This is a genomic window from uncultured Brevundimonas sp. (assembly GCF_937870815.1).
GTDB lineage: Bacteria > Pseudomonadota > Alphaproteobacteria > Caulobacterales > Caulobacteraceae > Brevundimonas.
In genome coordinates this window covers 1-18,764 of sequence record NZ_CALMZS010000178.1, presented here as the reverse complement: position 1 = coordinate 18,764, position 18,764 = coordinate 1, and the positions used below count along the sequence as shown (strand labels likewise).

14 protein-coding genes and 1 riboswitch are annotated in these 18,764 nt (G+C 68.2%); of the genes, 8 read left to right on the top strand and 6 right to left on the bottom strand.

All coding sequences use genetic code 11. The features are described 5' to 3' along the window. Positions 1–47: 47 nt before the first annotated feature. The 5 genes from Q0588_RS11885 (at position 48) to Q0588_RS11865 (ending at position 7,699) form a co-directional block, all read left to right on the top strand. Positions 48–3,095 (top strand): TonB-dependent receptor, encoded by a 3,048-nt coding sequence (locus Q0588_RS11885; protein WP_298746309.1) that lies wholly within the window; start codon positions 48–50, stop codon positions 3,093–3,095. A gap of 75 nt (positions 3,096–3,170) precedes the next feature. Continuing rightward, positions 3,171–4,616: a glucoamylase family protein gene (locus tag Q0588_RS11880; RefSeq protein ID WP_298746307.1), complete on the top strand. Its 1,446-nt coding sequence runs from the start codon at positions 3,171–3,173 to the stop codon at positions 4,614–4,616. After that, positions 4,613–5,899 carry a sugar ABC transporter substrate-binding protein gene (locus Q0588_RS11875; RefSeq protein ID WP_298746305.1) on the top strand — a complete coding sequence of 429 codons (1,287 nt, stop codon included), beginning with the start codon at positions 4,613–4,615 and terminating at the stop codon, positions 5,897–5,899. The genes Q0588_RS11880 and Q0588_RS11875 overlap by 4 nt, the downstream gene beginning before the upstream one ends. A 43-nt stretch (positions 5,900–5,942) precedes the next feature. Continuing rightward, positions 5,943–6,878 carry a sugar ABC transporter permease gene (locus Q0588_RS11870; RefSeq protein ID WP_298746303.1) on the top strand — a complete coding sequence of 312 codons (936 nt, stop codon included), beginning with the start codon at positions 5,943–5,945 and terminating at the stop codon, positions 6,876–6,878. Continuing rightward, positions 6,875–7,699 carry a carbohydrate ABC transporter permease gene (locus Q0588_RS11865; RefSeq protein ID WP_298746301.1) on the top strand — a complete coding sequence of 275 codons (825 nt, stop codon included), beginning with the start codon at positions 6,875–6,877 and terminating at the stop codon, positions 7,697–7,699. Before Q0588_RS11870 ends, Q0588_RS11865 begins: the two co-directional genes overlap by 4 nt. A gap of 7 nt (positions 7,700–7,706) precedes the next feature. On the opposite strand, the gene dnaB is transcribed toward Q0588_RS11865, so the two are convergent. The 6 genes from dnaB to Q0588_RS11835 form a co-directional block, all read right to left on the bottom strand. Beyond that, positions 7,707–10,205, bottom strand: a complete 2,499-nt coding sequence (gene dnaB / locus Q0588_RS11860) for a replicative DNA helicase (RefSeq protein WP_366872927.1) — start codon at positions 10,203–10,205, stop codon at positions 7,707–7,709. Positions 10,206–10,489: 284 nt separating this feature from the next. After that, a complete protein-coding gene (locus Q0588_RS11855) occupies positions 10,490–12,898 on the bottom strand; it encodes a TonB-dependent receptor (RefSeq protein WP_298746298.1) in 2,409 nt (802 codons plus the stop codon). Between the two features lie 273 nt (positions 12,899–13,171). After that, positions 13,172–13,281, bottom strand: a riboswitch (SAM riboswitch). Positions 13,282–13,390: 109 nt separating this feature from the next. Continuing rightward, positions 13,391–13,975, bottom strand: coding sequence for a 50S ribosomal protein L9 (gene rplI / locus Q0588_RS11850; RefSeq protein ID WP_298746296.1), 585 nt, complete (start codon positions 13,973–13,975; stop codon positions 13,391–13,393). Between the two features lies 1 nt (position 13,976). Beyond that, a complete protein-coding gene (rpsR, locus tag Q0588_RS11845) occupies positions 13,977–14,252 on the bottom strand; it encodes a 30S ribosomal protein S18 (protein WP_168048961.1) in 276 nt (91 codons plus the stop codon). Positions 14,253–14,263: 11 nt separating this feature from the next. Then, positions 14,264–14,650, bottom strand: a complete 387-nt coding sequence (rpsF, locus tag Q0588_RS11840; RefSeq protein WP_298746293.1) for a 30S ribosomal protein S6 — start codon at positions 14,648–14,650, stop codon at positions 14,264–14,266. A 205-nt stretch (positions 14,651–14,855) separates the two neighbouring features. Beyond that, positions 14,856–16,289: a D-alanyl-D-alanine carboxypeptidase family protein gene (locus Q0588_RS11835; protein WP_298746291.1), complete on the bottom strand. Its 1,434-nt coding sequence runs from the start codon at positions 16,287–16,289 to the stop codon at positions 14,856–14,858. 288 nt (positions 16,290–16,577) lie between these two features. On the opposite strand from Q0588_RS11835, the gene phaP reads away from it, so the two are divergent. The 3 genes from phaP to Q0588_RS11820 form a co-directional block, all read left to right on the top strand. After that, complete coding sequence (gene phaP, locus Q0588_RS11830) at positions 16,578–17,069, top strand: phasin family protein (protein WP_298746290.1); 492 nt, start codon at positions 16,578–16,580, stop codon at positions 17,067–17,069. 155 nt (positions 17,070–17,224) lie between these two features. Next, entirely contained in the window at positions 17,225–17,557 is a 333-nt protein-coding gene (gene clpS, locus Q0588_RS11825; protein ID WP_298746289.1) for an ATP-dependent Clp protease adapter ClpS, read from the top strand. Positions 17,558–17,568: 11 nt separating this feature from the next. Beyond that, positions 17,569–18,764, top strand: a 1,196-nt coding sequence (locus Q0588_RS11820) for an AAA family ATPase (protein ID WP_298746287.1), incomplete at its 3' end; no start/stop codon positions are given.

The window sequence follows — 18,764 nt, the reverse complement described above, 5'->3', positions numbered from 1 at the left end:
CCTCGCGCCACCGCCGATCTGACCATTCTGGAGGGGGAGAACCCGCAATGACCCGTAAGTCCAAGCAGTATCTGGGGGCGGCCTCCGCCCTCGCCGTCGCGATTTCGCTCGCCGCCGCCGGTGGCGCGGCCGCACAGGTCGCCACCTCGACCATCCGCGGGTCCGTGACTGACGAGGGCCAGGCCGAGGCCGGCGCGACCATCGTGGCGCGCGACGTGGCCTCGGGCTTCACCAACCGGACCACGGCCAACGCCGAGGGCGGCTATGTGCTGTCCGGCCTGAGGCCCGGCACCTATGAGATCACCGTCACCACCAGCGACGGCGAGACCGCCTCCGAGGTGGTGACCATCGGGGTGGGCCAGGTCGGCGAGGTCGATCTGAGCGTCGGGGCCGCCGTCGTTTCGGAAACCGTGACCACCAACGTCGGCGATGTGGTCGTCACCGGTCGCCGTCTGGTCGAGGTGCGTACGCCCGAGATCGCCACCAACGTCACCACGCAGCAGATCAACACCCTGCCGCAGATCAACCGCAACTTCCTGAATTTCGCCGCCCTGGCCCCCGGCGTCCGGGTCTCGGCCAACGAGCAGGAGCAGACCATCACCGCCGGCGGCCAGCGCGCGGAATCGGTCAACGCCTTCATCGACGGGGCCAGCCTGAAGTCGAACATCATCGACGGCGGCATCGCCGGCCAGGACGACAGCCGCGGCAACCCGTTCCCGCAGGCCGGCATCCAGGAGTTCCGGGTCGTCAGCCAGAATTTCAAGGCCGAGTACGAGCAGGCCTCGTCGGCCATCATCACGGCGGTCACCCGTTCGGGCACCAACGAGTTCCACGGCGAGGTGTTCGGCACCTACCGCGACCAGAATTTCATCGCCCAGGACGAGTTCGCGGAACGGCGCGGCGACGAGCAGGCCAATCTCGAGGTCAAACAGTACGGGGCGGCCTTGGGCGGGCCGATCCTCCGCGACCGCCTGCACTTCTTCGGCACCTACGAGCGCAAGGAGGAGGGCCGCGCCGCGGTCATCAACCTCGGCCGTCAGGACCAGCGCTTCGTCGACCAGTTCGGCCAGTACATCGGCACCTTCGGCGTGCCGTTCGAGGAGGACCTGTATTTCGGCAAGCTGAGCTGGCAGCCGGCGGACGAGCACCTGCTCGACCTGAGCGTCACCTGGCGCGACGAGTTCGACACCCGCAACATCGGCGGGGCCGACTCGGCCGAACGGGCGACGGAACTGAACCAGACCACCCTGACCATCAACGGCCGTCACCAGTGGCAAACCGACGTCTTCACGAACGAGCTGATCGTCACCCAGCGAGAGTACAACTACAATCCGCAGCCGGTGAATTTCTCCAGCTTCGGCGAGACCTACCGCCTCCACGAGACCGACACCGATCCGGGCGCGCCGGGCTTCCAGGTCAACTATTTCGGCGGAGTCAACATCATCAATCTCGGGGGCGCCGATAGCCGTCAGGACATCGTCGACGAGGTCCTGACCTTCCGGGACGACCTGACCTTCAACGAAATCGAGTGGAACGGCTTCCACACGATCAAGATGGGCGCCAAATTCTCGCGCCAGAACTATCAGGTGACCAAGGAGTTCGGGCGCAACCCGCTGTTCTACTACGACGTGGACGGGCGATCTGAACTTTCGGGCAGCACCACGGTCCCGTACCGGGTCGAACTGGGCAACGCCTTCCCGTCGGTCGACCTGACCAACAACGTCTACGGCCTGTACATCCAGGACGACTGGCAGGTCACCGACAAGCTGGAGCTGAACCTCGGCATCCGCTGGGACTATGAGGACAACGCCAACAACAACGACTACGTCACCCCGCAGTCGGTGATCGACGGGCTGAACCAGTGGATCGCCTCGACCGACGGCGGCAAGCCGGCCGGCTACGCCCCCAGCTGGTTCGACGTCAACGACTACATCGCCACCGGCAACAACCGCGACCCCTTCGCCAACGCCTTCCAGCCGCGGCTCGGCTTCTCGTATGACGTCTTCGGCGACCGCTCGACGGTGATCTTCGGCGGGGCTGGGCGCTATTATGATCGCGTCCAGTTCAACTTCTCGTTCGACGAGATCGTCAAGCCGTTCGACTTCCGCCAGAACGTCTTCTTCTCGACCACGGGACGGCCGCCGGGCGTGGCCAGCGGCAATGCGGGCGACCCGATCCTGTGGGACGAGTCCTACCGCACCGTCGAGGGGCTGGACGCCCTGCTCGACACCATCCCGGCCAAGGGCGAGGCCTTCCTGCTGGCCAACGACTTCGAGCCTCCGCGGACCGACCAGTTCAACATTGGCGTGCGGCAGCGTCTCGGCGACTGGCAGACCGAACTGACCCTGGCCTACGGCAAGACCGAGAACGAGTTCACCTGGCAGTATCTGAACCGCTGCCGCGAGCCGCTGTACGGCAACGACGGCGACGGCTATGGCGATCACGGCGGCTTCTGCGGACCGAGCGGCTCCAACCCGTACCGCGCCTACCTGGTCTCGGACCACAACAAGGAGCGGGAGTTCACCGCCCTCTATCTGAAGGCGGACAAGCCCTACACGCGGGAGTCGGGCTGGGGCTTCAACCTGGCCTACACTTGGTCGGAGTCGCTGCAGAACGGCGGCAACGACAATTTCTGCTTCGACTGCTTCTCGATCGAGACGTCGCCGATGCGCTCGTCGGCCAATGACGAGACGCACCGCATCGTCGCCAACGGCATCGTTGACCTGCCGTGGGACTTCCAGCTGTCGGGTATCCTGACCCTGGGCTCCGGTTCGCCGTTCAACGTGTTCGACGGCTCGGGTTCTCAGTTCTACTTCCGGCCCTACGCCAGACGGCCGGAGAAGTACGGCTTCCTGCTGCCGGACGCCTTCGCCTACCGGAACCTGGACCTGCGCCTGACCAAGAATTTCGAGGTCTTCAACGGTCAGGAGCTGTCGCTGTTCGTGGACGCCATCAACGTCTTCAACTTCGACAACTACACGGGCTTCGACGGCGGCACGGGTTCGGCGACCAATCCGAACCCCAATTTCGGACGGCCGTCAGCGATCCTGTTCCCGACCCGGACCTTCCAGGTGGGGATGCGTTACAGCTTCTGACGCCGGACGCATTTGCCGCCGCTCCCCGGTTCCGGCCGGGGGGCGGCGGCCTTCCGATCGCTCCGGAGCAACAGTATGAAAGGGGCCGCCATGGATCGCCGCCATTTCCTGACGGGAGCCTCGCTCGGCGCCCTCGGCCTGTCGGCCTGCGCCGGCTGGCCGGGCGCGCCCTCGAGCGGCGGCCGGGTGCTGGACCCCGAGGTCGAGGACCTGCAGGAACGGACCTTCCGCTGGTTCGTCGACACCACCAACCGCGCCAACGGTCTGACCCCGGACCGCTGGCCGAAGAAGACCTTCGCCTCGATCGCCGCCGTCGGCTTCGCCCTGACCTGCTGGCCGATCGGCGTGGAGCGCGGCTGGATGACGCGCGAGGAGGCGCGCGCGCGCACCCTGATCACCGCCCGCTTCTTCCATGACGCGCCGCAGGGGCCCGAGCCGACCGGGGTGACCGGCCACAAGGGCTTCTTCTACCACTTCCTCGACATGGAGACCGGGCTTCGCTACCGTGACACCGAGCTGTCGACCGTGGACACCACCCTGCTGCTGGGCGGCCTGCTCTACGCGGCGCAATGGTTCGACGGCGACCACCCGGACGAGGCCGAGATCCGCCGGCTGGCCCAGGCCGTCTACGAGCGGGTCGACTGGAGCTTCGCGGTCGTGCGTCCGAACCGCATCTCGATGGGCTGGCGCCCCGAGCGCGGCTTCGAGCGCGCCGACTGGAACAGGTACAACGAGGGCATGCTGGTCCTGCTGCTGGCCATGGGCAGCCCGACCCACCCGCTGCCGGGCGCGGTCTGGGAGGAGTGGATGTCGGTCTACGACCAGAGCTGGACCGACGAGTGGGGCCCGGCCCATCTGCATTTCGCGCCGCTGTTCGGTCACCAGTACAGCCATATGTTCGTGGACTTCCGCGGCATCCACGACGCCTTCATGCGCGGCAAGCAGGCCGGGATCCCGGGCTTCGACTATTTCCAGAACAGCGTCCGGGCGGTGCAGGCGCAGCGCAACTACGCCATCCGCAACCCGATGGGCTGGGCCGGCTATTCGGCCGACGTCTGGGGCCTGACCGCCTGCGACGGGCCGGGCGATTTCCGGCAGGTGATCGACGGGCACGAGCGGCAGTTCTTCAGCTATTCGGCGCGCGGCCCGGGCGAGCGGGACGACGGCACCCTCGCCCCGACGGCCGCGCTGGGCGCCATGCCCTTCGCCCCGGCCGAGGTCACCGCCTGCCTGAAGGCGATGAAGGCCCGCTACGGGGCCGGAATCTACGCCGAATACGGCTTCCTCGACGCCTTCAATCCGACCCTGGCCGAGACCGACCAGACCCTGCAGCACGGGCGGATCGTGCCGGGGGTCGGCTGGGTCGACGGCGACTATCTGGGCATCGACCAGGGACCGATCGTCATCCAGATCGAGAACCACCGCTCCGACGCCGTCTGGAAGCGGATGCGGGGCGAGCCGAACCTGATCCGCGGCCTGAAACGGGCCGGGTTCGGCGGCGGCTGGCTGGATCGCGCATGACAGAGGCGCGGCCGGACCGGCGGACGACGCTCGGCCTTCTGGCCGGGGCGGCGGCCCTGGGCGCGACGGGGAGTCTGGCCGGGTGCGGCCGGCGCGACGACGGGACCACCCGCCTGACCTTCTGGGCCATGGGCAACGAGGCGACCCACGTCCCGCGGATCCTGCCCGAATTCGAGCGGCTGAATCCCGGTATTGCGGTCGACGTCCAGGCCCTGCCGTGGACCGCGGCGCACCAGAAGCTGTTGACCGCCTATGCCGGGAATTCCCTGCCGGACCTGAGCCAGGTGGGCAACACCTGGGTGTCCGAGATGACCGCCATCGGCGCCCTGAGCCCGACGCCCGCCTTCGCCGCCGACCTGCTGACCGATCAGTTTCCGGCGGTGCTGGAGACCAACCGGATCGGCGGCCGGTTGTTGGGCGTGCCGTGGTATGTCGACACGCGGCTGATCTTCTACCGCTCGGATATTCTGGCGCAGGCGGGCTACGAAGCCGTGCCGCCGACCTGGGCCGGCTGGAAACAGGCCATGCACGCCGTCAAGCGGGTGGCGGGCCCCGACAAATTCGCCGTCCTGCTGCCGGTCAACGAGTTCGAACAGCTGCTGACCTTCGGCCTCCAGGGCGACGCACCGCTGCTGAGGGATGAGGACACCCGGGGCAATTTCTCCAGTCCGTCGTTCGTGGCGGCGCTGGCCTTCTACAAGAGCCTGTTCGACGAGGGGCTGGCGCCGGTGGCCTCGGCGGCGCAGATCGCCAATGTCTGGACCGAGTTCGAGCGCGGCTGGTTCAGCTTCTATTTCTCGGGGCCGTGGACCATCGGCGATTTCCGCGACCGGCTGAAGCCGGGGACGCGCTGGATGACCTCGGGCGTGCCGGGGCCGACCGGACCGGGAGCGTCGGCCCCGGGCGGATCGTCGCTGGTGGTCTATCGCCATTCGCCGCATCAGGAGGCGGCGTGGAAACTGGTCCGCTACCTGTCCGATCCGGCGGTGCAGGCGCGGTTCAACGTCATCAGCGGGGACCTCCCCGCCCGGCCGAGCGCCTGGGCCGCGCCCGCCGTGGCGAACGACCCCTATATCGCCGCCTTCAAGGGCCAGCTGGCGCGGGCCGAGGCGGTGCCCAAGGTGCCGGAGTGGGAGCGGATCGTCACCGAGATGCAGGTCGTCGCCGAGCGCATGGTGCGGGGCGAATACACGCCCGAGACCGCCACCGCGGAGATCGACCGCCGCGCCGACCGCCTGCTGGAGAAGCGGCGCTGGATGCTGGAGCGGGGGCGGGCGGAATGAGGATCGCTTGCGTGTATCCTTCTCCCCTCGAGGGAGAAGGGTCATGACAATGGAAGCCGCCGTCATCGCCAAGCCCGTGCGGCGGGCGGACGGCGCGCCCACGCGGGAACGCGCCGCCTGGGGCTTCGTGGCGCCGGCGCTGATCGCCATCGCCGTCTTCTTCGCCCTGCCGGTGTGCGCGGCCCTGCTGCTCAGCCTGACCGATTTCGACATCTACGCCCTGGCGGACCTCGGCAATGTCCGTTTCATCGGCCTGCGGAACTATGAGCGGCTGCTGGGCAATCCGCTGTTCTGGACGGCGATGAGGAACACCGGCCTGTTCGCCGCGCTCGGCGTGCCGCTGTCGATCGCGGCGTCGCTGGCGGCGGCGGTCATCCTCAACGCGCGGGTGGTGAAGTGGCGGCCGCTGTGGCGGGTGATGTTCTTCGCCCCCTTCGTGACGACGCTGGTGGCCACGGCGGTGCTGTGGAACTATCTGCTGCACACCCGCTACGGCGTGATCAACTGGGCGATATCGGCCGTGGGCCTGCCGCCGGTCGACTGGCTGGGCCAGCCGGAGACCTCGATCCCGGCCATACTGATGTTCGTCGTGTGGAAGATATTCGGCTACAATATGCTGATCTTCCTGGCGGTTCTTCAGACCGTCCCGGACGATCTGTACGAGGCGGCGCGGATCGACGGGGCGGGGCCGTGGACGCGGTTCACGACCGTGACCCTGCCGGCCATCGCCCCGACCGTGCTGCTGGTCTCGATCATCTCGGTGGCCGGCTTCCTCCAGCTGTTCGCCGAACCCTATGTGATGACCCAGGGCGGCCCGGCCCAGTCGACCGTAACGGTGCTCTACTTCATGTACGAAGAAGGTTTCAAATGGTGGAATCTGGGTTCCGCCAGCGCCGTGGCCTTCGTGCTGTTCCTGTGCATCCTGGCGGTGACTCTGGCGCAGCTGGCGGTGGCCAAGCGGATGGGGGCCTACGAATGAGCGGCCGCCGACTCCGCACCCTGCTGCTCAACCTGGCCGTGGCCTTCGTCGCCCTGCTGGTGCTGTTCCCCTTGGCCTGGATGGTGTCGGTCAGCTTCATGTCGACGGGCGAGGCGGCGACATTCCCGCCGCCGCTGTGGCCGAAGACCTGGACGCTGGAGCACTATCGCGACCTGTTCGTGACCCAGGGCATGGGCCGCTACCTGGGCAACAGCCTCGCCCTGGCGACGCTGGCGACCGGGCTGGCGCTGCTGTTCACCGTGCCGGCCGGCTACGCCTTCGCCAAGCTGCGCTTCCGCGGGCGCGAGCGGCTGTTCCAGCTGCTGGTCGCGGCGCTGGTGGTGCCGGCCCAGATCGGCACCCTGCCGCTGTTCCTGATGCTCAAGGGGGTCGGCCTGGTCAACACCTGGGCCGGGGCGCTGGTGCCGTGGCTGGCCTCGATCTTCGGCCTGTTCCTGGTGCGGCAATACGCCCTGTCCATCCCCGACGAGATGCTGGAGGCGGCGCGCATGGACGGCGCGTCCGAGGGTCAGATCTTCCGCCGGGTGGTTCTGCCGACGTTGCAGCCGATCATCGTCACTCTGGCCCTGTTCGTCTTTCTCGGCAGCTGGAACGACTTCCTGTGGCCGCTGATCATCCTGACCGACCAGTCGAACTACACCCTGCCGGTGGCGCTGGCGGCCCTGTCGCGCGAGCATGTGCAGGATATCGAGATGATGATGGCCGGGGCGGTGATCACCGTCGCCCCGGTGCTGATCCTGTTCCTCGCCCTGCAGCGCTACTACATCCGCGGCATGCTGGCCGGCAGCGTGAAGGGATAGGGCGCCGTCAGTCGCCGTAGCCGTCGTAGCGCTGGCTCCGGGCGAGGTTGCCGAATTTGGTGGTGTCGGCGTCGAAGGACAGTTTGACGATGCCTATGGGGCCGTGGCGCTGCTTGCCGATGACCACCTCGGCGACGTGACGCAGCCTGTCCATTTCCTCCATCCACTGGAGATGCTCGGGAGAGCCTTCCGTCGGCATCGCGCGTTCCTTGTAATAGCTCTCGCGGTAGACGAACATGACGCAGTCGGCGTCCTGCTCGATCGAGCCGGATTCGCGCAGGTCGGACAGCTGGGGCCGCTTGTCCTCGCGCTCCTCGACCTTGCGCGACAGCTGCGACAGGGCCAGGATCGGCACGCTCAGCTCCTTGGCCAGGGCCTTGAGGGCGCCGGTGATCTCGGACACCTCCTGCACCCGGTTCCGCTGGCTGTTGATGTCTCCGACCGTGACCAGCTGCAGATAGTCGACGATGATCAGGTCGAGGCCGTGCTCCATCCGCTTCAGGCGACGGGCCCGGGCGGCCAGCTTGGACATCGACAGGCCGCCGGTGGCGTCGATGAACAGCGGGCTCTCGCCGATCTCCACGGCGGCGTCGCGGATGCGGCCGAAGTCGGCGGCGTCGATCTCGCCCTTGCGCAGCTTGTCCGACGACACGCCCGAGGCGTCGGCGAGGATACGCATGGCCAGCTGTTCGGCCGACATTTCCAGCGAGTAGAAGGCGACCACGCCGCCGCTGACGGTCTTGCGGCCCTCGGGCGTCGGCTCCCAGCGATAGTTGCGGGCGACGTTGAAGGCGATGTTGGTGGCCAACGCGGTGTTGTGGGTGACGATGAAGTCGTCGGTTACATAGGTGCGTGACGGGTGGGTCACGGCGATGCATTGGGCCTGGGCTACCCGGCTCGTTTCGATCGAGGCGAAGGTGAGGCGTTTTTGGCGGCGTCGTTCGACCAACCGCGAACGCTTGCGCTCGAGGCCGGCGAACAATGACGAGTCTGGATGCTGGATGTTGCACACGAAGGCGGGAAGGCCGGCGCGTTGCTCGCCCTTGTAGCGGTAGCGCGGCGACTTGGCGGCGATGGTGCAGACGCCTCCGAGCGATCGCACCAGTGTCTGGATGTCGTGGGCCAGCCGTCGGCTGGAGGTGCAAAGGCGGATGCTGCCCCACGCCTCCACCCAACCGTCCGTGTCCATCAGTCCACGCAGCAGGGCCGTGCGGTCGGCCTTCGGCGCCGTCAGGTAGGGAGCGGGAAGAAATTTGGCCTCGCTGCGCAGTCCCCACAGACCCAGGGTGACGAGCGCTTCCTTGAGCGGATTGGGCACGACACCCTGGACGCCTTTCTGATGATGCGGCGTCGATTGGATGATTCGATGGTCGTAGCCGCCGGCGGCGCGGAGTTCGAAGCCTGATCCGAGCCGAGCTTCCAATTCGGCCAGCATGGCGTCGTCCGCCGTGGAGAACATGGCCGAGCCGCCGGAAAGCTTTCCGTCTCCGAGCAGCGCACCCAACACCCACGGATCGACCGGAAGTGCCGCTTCAGCGCCAAAGTCGCCCAGGAACGGGTCGATCCAGAGCCGCCCACGGTAACGGACGCGCGCCAGCTTGTCGGCGATTTGGGCGGTGCTCAGGACGCGGGGGGCTGCCCAATCCCTGTAGTTCACCCGCCACAAATGCTCGGCGCAGCACTCGGTCGAGCGTCCATCCGAAAACGTCACCCGGTAGATTTGGCGTTCGCCCTGGGGAAAGACGCCGCTGACCATGGACGGTTCGCCGTCCTGAGAGGCCAATCTGTCGCCGGGCCGGATATCCCCCATGGCCTTCCAGCCGCCCAGCGTCAGAACCTTCGCGTCCAGCGGCTGGGCCTTCCCCATCGAGGGCCTGCCGGCGAGGATCAGCAGGTCGGAGGGGTGCAGGCCGCCCAGCTTCTGGTCGAGGTCGTCGAGGTGGGTGGCCAGGCCGGCCAGCTTGCCGTCGCGCTGATAGGCCTCGGCGGCCATCTGCACCGCGCCGGACAGGGCGCTGGAGAAGCTGACGAAGCCCGACGACGGCTTGCCGGTCTCGGCCAGGGTGTAGAGCCGCTGTTCGGCGCTCTCGATCTGGTCGATGGCCGCGGTCTCGGGCTGGGGCGCCTCCCTGATGATCTCGCCGCCGATGCGGATCAGGTCGCGGCGCAGGGCCAGGTCGTAGACCACGCGGGCGTAGTCCGGAGCGTTGGCCGCCGGCGGGGCCCGGTCGACGAGGTCGGCGAGGTAGCGGAGCCCGCCGAATTCCTGGAAGGCCGGGTCCTGCTTGAACCGCTCCATCAGTATGGTCGGCTCGGCCAGCAGACCCTGGCGGACATGGTCCTCGATAGCGTCGTAGAGCCGCTGGTGGAAGGGTTCGTGGAAATGGCTGCCGCGCAGGCGGTCCGAGAGCCGTTCGAACGCGGCGTTGTCGAACATCAGACTGCCCAGCAGGGCCTGCTCCGCCTCGAGGTTGTGGGGCAGGGAGGGGATGGACGACGGGTCCATCGAGGGGAAGGAGACGGGAGCGAGGGCGTTCATCGGGGTCATGTCTTACCCATGCGCGCGCCCTGCGTCAGTCGCGGACGCATGGGCGCCTAGGGATAAGTTCGAGCGATTGTGGGCAGTCCCGAATTCCGTAGCCGGATCAGTTGACGGCTCAGTCCGCGCACGGGCAGCGGGACGCCATCCAGGCGCGGATGCCGTCGGTGACGGTCATGGAGCTCGCCGTGGAATGTGCGGCCGATCAACGGCAGGCGGCGCGGGCGGAGGTCGCCGCCCGCGCCACCCGATCACCAGTTCAGGCCGATCCGGGCGTAGACGAAGCGACCGTTGAAGCCGAACGGCGAGTAGAAGGGGAAGCCCAGCACGCCGTTGGCGTTGAGGGTGGCCGGGACCGCGTCCGGATACTCGTCGAAGGCGTTGTCGACGCCGAGCGCCAGGGTGATCCGCTCATTGGGCTGGAAGCGGCCCTCGAAGTCGGCCACGGTCTTCGCCCCGGTCGAATAGTCGTTGGCCGGCGTGCTGCCGGGCTGGACGACATCGCCGTAGTAGGTGGCCCGCGCCGTCAGGCCCCAGCGCCCGTACGACCAGTCGGCGTTGGCCGAGACCTTGGTATCCGGCGTGCCCTGCTGGATGGTCTCGATCCGGCTGCGGGCGAACAGGGGCGGGACCGGGTTCAGCACCGAGGACGAGGTCGGGATGCGGGTCACCTCGACGTCGTTGAAATTGGCCGCCACGGTGAAGTCCCAGTCGCCGTACGCTGCGGTGTCCAGCCGGTAACGGCCGACGATGTCGACACCCTGGGTGGTGGTGTCGACGCCGTTGAGGAAGAACCGGGCCGCCTGCACGCCGAGGGGGTCGAGCAGGGAGGCGACCTGCGGGCTGAAGCCGCGGCTGATGTTCTCGGACAGGACGATCTGGTCCTCGATCTCGATGCGATAGGCGTCCACGGTCAGGTCGAAGTCGCCGAGACGGATCACCGTGCCGAAGGTGTAGTTGACCGAGGTCTCGGCATCGAGCGGCTGCGCGCCGAGCGCCGCGGCGACCGGGTGGGTGGCGGGGAAGGCGCCGGTCTCGACCACCGCGCCGTTCTGGATCACCGACGCCGTCGAGGTGAAATGCGACTGCTGCAGGGACGGAGCGCGGAAGCCGGTCGAGACGGAGCCCCGCAGGGCGAAGGCCGGCGTGAAGTCGTAGCGGGCGGACAGCTTGCCGGTCGTGGCGGTCCCGAAATCGGAATAGTCCTCGAACCGCACGGCGCCCGCGACGGTGAACTGGTCGGTCACCGGCGCCTCGACGTCGAGATAGACGCCGACCGCGGTGCGATCCTCGTCGACCTCGTTGGAGGGCTGGAAGCCGACGAAGCCCTGGGCCCCGCCGGCGAGGGCGGTGTTGCCGCCCAGGGGGCCGCGGTCCCAGGACTCCGGCTGGCCGGCCTCGATCTGATAGCCTTCGCGGCGCGCCTCGAGACCGACGGCCACGTTGAGCGGTCCGTACAGTCCCACCTCGTACCGGCGCGCCAGGTCGGCGCCGAACACCAGCTGGTCGTAGATCAGGGCGCCGGAGTCGAAGCTGGTCGGCGACGCCCCGCCATACGTGGAGTTCAGCGAGTTCTCGGTCCGGAAATCGAGGGCGTTGCGGCCATAGACCAGGTTGAAGTCGGCGTCCCAGCCGCCGATACCGCCGCGCACCCCGCCCGCCAGCGACAGATCCCGCGAGTTGACGGCGATCAGCGGCAGGAAGCCGTCCGGGTAGATCGCCGGGACGTTGTTGGTGTTGTTCGGCAGACGCGGGAAGGCGGCGCTTTCGCTCTCCCGGTCCTGGTATCCGGCCCAGCCGTAGGCTTCCCAGCCGCTCCCGAGCGGCTTGCCCGCGTTGGCGAAGACCGTCCACTGATCGACCTCCGGGTCGCCGAAGCGGGCGGTCACGGCGTTGGGCGTGACGCGCGGATCGAGGTCCGAGCGGTTGGTCGGATCACGACTGACCAGTTCGGCGCTGAGGGTCACGAAGCCGTCGCCCCCGAGCGCGAAGCCCTGCCAGACGGAAGCGGTCAGGGAGGCCCCGTCCTGCTCGTCCCGCTCCGTCCGGGCGGTGTCCACGGTCGTGTAGTACTGACCGGCGGTGAAGGTGGCGCCGCCGCCGCTGTCGGCCTCGCGCAGGCGCAGGTTGATGACGCCGGCGATGGCGTCCGAGCCGTACTGGGCCGAGGCGCCGTCGCGCAGCACCTCGATCCGGTCCAGGGCGCCGGTCGGGATGGTGTTCAGGTCGACGGCGGCCGAGCCGCGCCCGACCGAACCGTTGACGTTGACGAGAGCCGAGGCATGCCGGCGGGCGCTGTTCACCAGCACCAGCGTCTGGTCGGGCGACAGGCCGCGCAGCGTCGCGGGGCGGATAGAGTCGGTGCCGTCGGTGACCGCCGGCCGCTGGAAGGTCAGCGACGGCACCGACTGGGCGAGCGCCGAGGCGAGTTCGGTCGTGCCGCGGTTCTGGAGGTCCTCGGCGGTGACGACGTCGACCGGGGAAAGGGTGTCGAGGCGGGAGCGGTTCGGCGCGCGGGTGCCGGTGACGATGACGTCCTCGACGCCGGTTTCGGGTTCTTGCGGAGCGGTTTGGGCCAGAGCGGGCGCGGCGCCGGCGAATGCGGCTCCCGAGGCGGCGGCCAGCAGGAGCAGGCGGTAGGACGTGTTGGCGTGGGTCATGTTTCGATCTCGATGAGACGCAGGGGTCCGCGCGGCGTCGCGCATGGCGATCGCCGGGTCGGCCTCTGCTGTTGTTGGACGTCAGATATGGCGCGGGCGCCGGTCGGTCAGCCGTTTACGCGAACGTCGACATCGCATCGGGCCGGTGCATCGCGGGCGGAGGCCGGCGGCCAGGGCGAACGGGTCAACAGTCGTAAGGTCACGCATCGTCATCTCCCGCCAGATCGAAAACTGCATCGGTGACGAACGGGGGAATCGGGGACGGACCCCTGTCCCTCATCTGCCGCGACCCTGAAGGGTCCCGAAGGAGTTGGCACCTTACGGAAATCCGCAGGTTGCCCCGGTGTCGCTGGGCCTGATCCCTCGACCGGTCTCGATGAGCACCTGCGATATTGCGTTGCGACATAAACGCGTCAAGGGCATGGCGGAAAAAAGTTCGGCGGCGCGGAGTTTCCTCCACGCCGCCGAATGGCATCAGATTCGCAGAAGGACTCAGGCTTCCGAGCCGAGGCCTTCCTGCTGGCCGGCGCCGCCGGCGATCATGTCCTGCGCCGCTTCCATCGCTTCCGCGCGGTCCTGGTCATAGGCGGACTTGATCACGTCCTCGCCCCTGGCCTGACGCTCGGCCTCGTCGGCCGAACGGGCCACGTTGATCTTGACCGTGGCGGTGACCTCGGCGTGCAGGCGGACCAGCACTTCGTGGACGCCCAGGGTCTTGATGGCGGTGTTGAGCACGACCTGCGAGCGCTCGACCTTGCCGCCTTCGGCCTGGACGGCCTCGGCGACGTCGCGGCCGGCGACCGAACCGTACAGCTGACCGGTCTCGCCCGCCTGGCGGATCATGACGTAGGTCTGGCCGTCGATCTTGTCGGCCACCTTCTGCGCCTCGGCCTTGTTCTTCTCGTTGCGGGCCTCGATGGCGGCGCGCTCGACTTCGAAGGCCTTCAGGTTCGCCGACGTGGCCCGACGGGCCTTGTCGCGCGGCAGAAGGAAGTTGCGGGCGAAGCCGTCCTTGACGGACACGACGTCGCCGATGGCGCCGAGGTTCTCGACGCGTTCAAGCAGAACGACCTTCATATCACTTCACCACATAGGGCAGGAGGGCCAGGTAGCGGGCGCGCTTGATGGCCTTGGCCAGTTCGCGCTGCTTCTTCTGGGAGACGGCCGTGATGCGCGACGGGACGATCTTGCCGCGCTCGCTGATGTAGCGCTGCAGCAGCTTGACGTCCTTGTAGTCGATCTTCGGGGCGTTGGCGCCGGAGAACGGGCACACCTTGCGGCGACGGTAGAAGGGGCGGCGGGCGGGGCCGGAGCCGGCCGGCGCGCCCGGCGACGGGGCAGTCGTATCGGTCATGTTCCGGATTCCTATTCAGCGACTTCGGCGGCGTCTTCGCGCGGGGTGCGCTCACGTTCGCGTTCGCGCTCGCGTTCGCGGCGGGCCAGCAGCGGCGACAGTTCGAGGTCGAGTTCCTCGACGCGGACGGTCAGCCAGCGCAGCACGTCCTCGTTGATCGACAGCTGACGCTCGACCTCGGCCATGGCGGCCGGCGGGGCGTCGACGGCGAGCAGCGAATAATGCGCCTTGCGGTTCTTCTTGACCCGATAGGTCAGGTTGCGCAGACCCCAGTACTCGATCTTGGCGACGGAACCGCCGCCAGCTTCGATCAAGCCCTTGATGGTGTCGTTCAGCGCTTCGGCCTGTTGCGCGCTGATGTCCTGGCGCGACATGACCGTGTGCTCGTAAAGAGCCATGCGGTGGTCTCCCTTGGGGGGCGTCGGCGCGGGGGGACCGGGTAAGTCCTGTCCCACGATGGCTCCTGAAGCGGCGGCCGGAATGACTTCCCGGACCCTTTGGAACTCCGCCTCAGGACCGAAGCCCTGGAAAGGCGGCGCGTATAGGGGAAAAGCGGCCGCCCGGCAAGGCTGCGGCGCCGAACGTTCCGTGGGCGGGCGGCGTCTACTGCGGCCGGATGACCATGCAGGTGACCCGGCGCTCGGCCAAGGCGGCGCAGGCGGCCTGGGCGGCCTGTTCGCTCATGCCCGTGAAGCGCGAGCGGTACCAGCCCTCGGCGTCCTGGACGGTGCGTTCGGCGGCCGCGAAATGACCGCGGAAGCGGCGGTTGACCTCGGTCAGCCAGTTGCGGGCGACGCCCTCCTCGCGGAAGGCGCCGACCTGCACGGACCAGCGGCCGGCCGGCTGGCGCGCCGTCTCGCGGGCCGGCGGGCGGGGCACCGCCGGCGGGCCCGCGGCGGCGCCGTTCAGCGCGGCGGTGACGTCGACCGGACCGCCGGCGCGCATCAGCGAGGCGATGGTGCGGACCTCGGCCTGAGCCGGGGCGGCCAGAACCGGGGCGACCGGAGCGGGAGCGGGCGGGACGGGCGGCGGGGCCGGCGGCAGGGAGGCGTAGCTGACGGCCGTCGGGCCGGGCTCGGCCACGGCGTCCTGGCCGGCGACGGCGGCGTACTGGATCGGCCCCGAGGTCTCCGGGCCGAGGCCGAAGCCCTTCTGCTCGAAGAAGGTCTGGGCGACCTGGATCGGCTGGCCGGCGCGGCGCAGGCGCTCGACCTCGAAGCCGGTGTCCATCAGGGCGGCGACGTGGCTGTTGCGGCTGGCGGTCGAGCGGCCGCCGAGGACGATGGTGACCAGCCGGCGTTCGTCGCGGACCGCCGAGGCGGCGAGGTTGTAGCCCGAGGCGTTGGTGTAGCCGGTCTTCATGCCGTCGTAGCCCGGCTGGCTGCGCAACAGCCCATTGGTGTTGCGGTACTCCCGTCCGCCATAGGACCAGTCGTGCAGGCCGAAATACCTGTAATACTGCGGATAGTCGCGCATCACCGCCCGGGCCAGCACGGCCAGGTCGCGGGCCGAGGTGACCTGGCGGGCGTCCGGCAGGCCGTTGGGATTGACGTAGCGGGTCTGGGTCATGCCCAGCTCGCGGGCCTTGAGCGTCATCCGTGCGGCGAACCGGTCCTGCGAGCCGCCGACGTGTTCGGCGATGGCCATGGCCATGTCGTTGGCGCTGCGCACGGCCGTGGCCTTGATGGCGTCGTCGAGGGTGATGGTCTGGCCGGCGGCGAGGCCCAGCTTGGACGGCGGCTGGCTGGCGGCGCGCGGCGAGACGGTGATGACGTCGTCCAGCTTGACCTTGCCCTCGGTCAGCGCCTCGAAGGTCAGGTAGAGGGTCATGATCTTGGTGATCGAGGCCGGATAGCGGCGGCTGTCGGCATGGCGCGCGAACAGGACCTCGCCGGACTCGGCGTCGACGACGATGGCCGCGTAGCGGCTGTTCTCGGCCGACTGGGCCACCAGCGGCGGCGTCGTGGGCGTCACCGCCAGGGCGGCGACCACGACCAGAGACACGGTTCCACGGCGGATCAGGGCGAAAATCGACAAGCGCAGGCCTCATGCATTTCTAGGCGCGACGGCGACCCCACCCCGCGACGCTGACCAGAGCCTATCATGCGTCATCGGGGTTTCGTGAGGGTAAACAAGCCGTCAACGGATTTGTGAAGCGTTCTCTCCTGTCGGGTGAAGCCGCGCGCAGGTGACATTTTTGTGCAATGCACAAAATTCCTTGACCTCCCTTCGCACCTGCACCATATAGCGGTCTGTCGCGGTGGGATGTTCCTGCCGCGGGTTCATCTCAAGCGGCCAAGCCGCGACAGGTTCAGGAGAAATACCATGGCCGACAGCGCCGAAACCGTGAAGAAGACCGTCGAAACCGCCACCGCCCAGGTCAAGGCCTCGGCCGAGAAGGCCCAGGCCCAGGCCGAGAAATTCCAGGCCGCCGGCGCCCAGGCGTTCCGCGAAGCCGCCGACAAGTCGGTCGCCGGCCTGACCGAGCTGAACGTCGAGGGCAAGAAGAACCTCGAGGCCGTCGTCGCCTCGGCCACCGCCGCCCAGAAGGGCGTCGAGGCCCTGTCGGCCCAGACCGTGGCCTACGGCAAGAAGAGCTGGGAAGACGGCGTCGCCGCCGCCCAGTCGCTGGCCGCCGCCCGCTCGGTGCAGGAACTGGTCGAACTGCAGACCAGCTGGGCCAAGTCGGCCGCCGAGACCTATCTGGCCGAGGTCACCCGGATGACCGATGTGTTCACCGCCTCGGTCAAGGACAGCTTCAAGCCGATCAACGAGCGCGTCACCGCCTCGGTCGAGAAGTTCCAGGCCGCCCGCTGAGCCTGACGCGAGCGTAAGCGTACGGGGGCCTCCGGAGCGATCCGGGGGCCCTTTTCGATTCCGGCCCGGGCGTCACGCAACCTGTGACTGGACGCCGCTACAAATCAGGCCATCATCTCCTATCTGTCCATCGACTCCCCAAACACGGACAACGAATGCCGCCGTCACGCAAGGCCGGTGATCGGGAAGGAGGCCTCGGAGCCGCCACCGTCACCGAAACAAAGCCGAAGCTTCAGAAGCCCTCGCTGTACCGGGTGCTGATCCTGAACGACGATTACACGCCGATGGAATTCGTCGTCTATGTGCTGGAGCGGTTCTTCCAGAAGAGCCGCGAGGACGCCACCCGCATCATGCTGCATGTGCACCAGCATGGCGTCGGGGTGTGCGGCGTCTTCACCTATGAGGTGGCCGAAACCAAGGTCGCCCAGGTGGTCGAGACGGCGCGCCGCCACCAGCACCCACTGCAATGCACGATGGAAAAGGACTGAGAGGAACCTCCATGCCCTCATTTTCGCGTCCTCTCGAAGAGACCCTGCACCGCGCCGTCCACTATGCGAACGAGCGCCGGCACGAGTACGCCACCCTCGAACACCTGCTGCTGGCCCTGGTCGACGACCCGGACGCCGCCAATGTGATGACCGCCTGCAACGTCGACCTGGCCAGCCTGAAGACGGCCCTGACCCTCTATGTCGACACCGACCTGGCCGCCCTGGCCACCTCGGACGGCGAGGACGCCAAGCCGACCGCCGGCTTCCAGCGCGTCATCCAGCGGGCGGTGATCCATGTGCAGAGCTCGGGCCGCGAGGAGGTCACCGGGGCCAACGTCCTGGTCGCCATCTTCTCGGAGCGCGAGAGCCACGCCGCCTATTTCCTGCAGGAGCAGGACATGACCCGCTACGACGCGGTCAACTACATCGCCCACGGCATCGCCAAGAAGGCCGGCGCCGGCGAGACGCGCCCGGCCCGCGCCGCCAGCCCCGAGGACGCCGAGGACGCGGCCGCGGCCAAGACCGGGGGCGAGGCGCTCGAGGCCTATTGCGTCGATCTGAACGAGAAGTCGCGCCAGGGCCGCATCGACCCGCTGATCGGCCGCCAGGCCGAGGTCGACCGCTCGATCCAGATCCTGTGCCGGCGGACCAAGAACAATCCGCTGCTGGTCGGCGACCCGGGCGTCGGCAAGACCGCCATCGCCGAGGGGCTGGCCCGCAAGATCGTCCATCACGAGGTGCCGGAGGTGCTGGAGGGGGCGACCATCTACAGCCTCGACATGGGGGCCTTGCTGGCCGGCACCCGCTATCGCGGCGATTTCGAGGAGCGCCTCAAACAGGTCGTCAAGGAGCTGGAGACGCACGACAACGCCATCCTGTTCATCGATGAGATCCACACGGTGATCGGCGCCGGCGCGACCTCGGGCGGGGCCATGGACGCCTCCAACCTGCTCAAGCCGGCGCTGGCCTCGGGCACGCTGCGCTGCATGGGCTCGACGACCTACAAGGAGTACCGCCAGCATTTCGAGAAGGACCGGGCCCTGGCCCGCCGCTTCCAGAAGATCGACGTCAACGAGCCCACGGTCGACGACACGATCCGGATCCTCAAGGGGCTGAAGACCTCCTACGAAGGCCATCACAGGCTGCGCTACACCGACGCCGCCATCCGCACCGCGGTCGAGCTGTCGGCCCGCTACATGACCGACCG

Coding starts and splice junctions, on each gene's coding strand:
- Q0588_RS11870 (WP_298746303.1), top strand. CDS start 5,943: ATGACAATGGAAGCCGCCGTCATCGCCAAGCCCGTGCGGCGGGCGGAC.
- Q0588_RS11875 (WP_298746305.1), top strand. CDS start 4,613: ATGACAGAGGCGCGGCCGGACCGGCGGACGACGCTCGGCCTTCTGGCC.
- dnaB (WP_366872927.1), bottom strand. CDS start 10,205: ATGGACCCGTCGTCCATCCCCTCCCTGCCCCACAACCTCGAGGCGGAG.
- Q0588_RS11865 (WP_298746301.1), top strand. CDS start 6,875: ATGAGCGGCCGCCGACTCCGCACCCTGCTGCTCAACCTGGCCGTGGCC.
- Q0588_RS11855 (WP_298746298.1), bottom strand. CDS start 12,898: ATGACCCACGCCAACACGTCCTACCGCCTGCTCCTGCTGGCCGCCGCC.
- phaP (WP_298746290.1), top strand. CDS start 16,578: ATGGCCGACAGCGCCGAAACCGTGAAGAAGACCGTCGAAACCGCCACC.
- rpsR (WP_168048961.1), bottom strand. CDS start 14,252: ATGACCGATACGACTGCCCCGTCGCCGGGCGCGCCGGCCGGCTCCGGC.
- rpsF (WP_298746293.1), bottom strand. CDS start 14,650: ATGGCTCTTTACGAGCACACGGTCATGTCGCGCCAGGACATCAGCGCG.
- rplI (WP_298746296.1), bottom strand. CDS start 13,975: ATGAAGGTCGTTCTGCTTGAACGCGTCGAGAACCTCGGCGCCATCGGC.
- Q0588_RS11880 (WP_298746307.1), top strand. CDS start 3,171: ATGAAAGGGGCCGCCATGGATCGCCGCCATTTCCTGACGGGAGCCTCG.
- Q0588_RS11885 (WP_298746309.1), top strand. CDS start 48: ATGACCCGTAAGTCCAAGCAGTATCTGGGGGCGGCCTCCGCCCTCGCC.
- clpS (WP_298746289.1), top strand. CDS start 17,225: ATGCCGCCGTCACGCAAGGCCGGTGATCGGGAAGGAGGCCTCGGAGCC.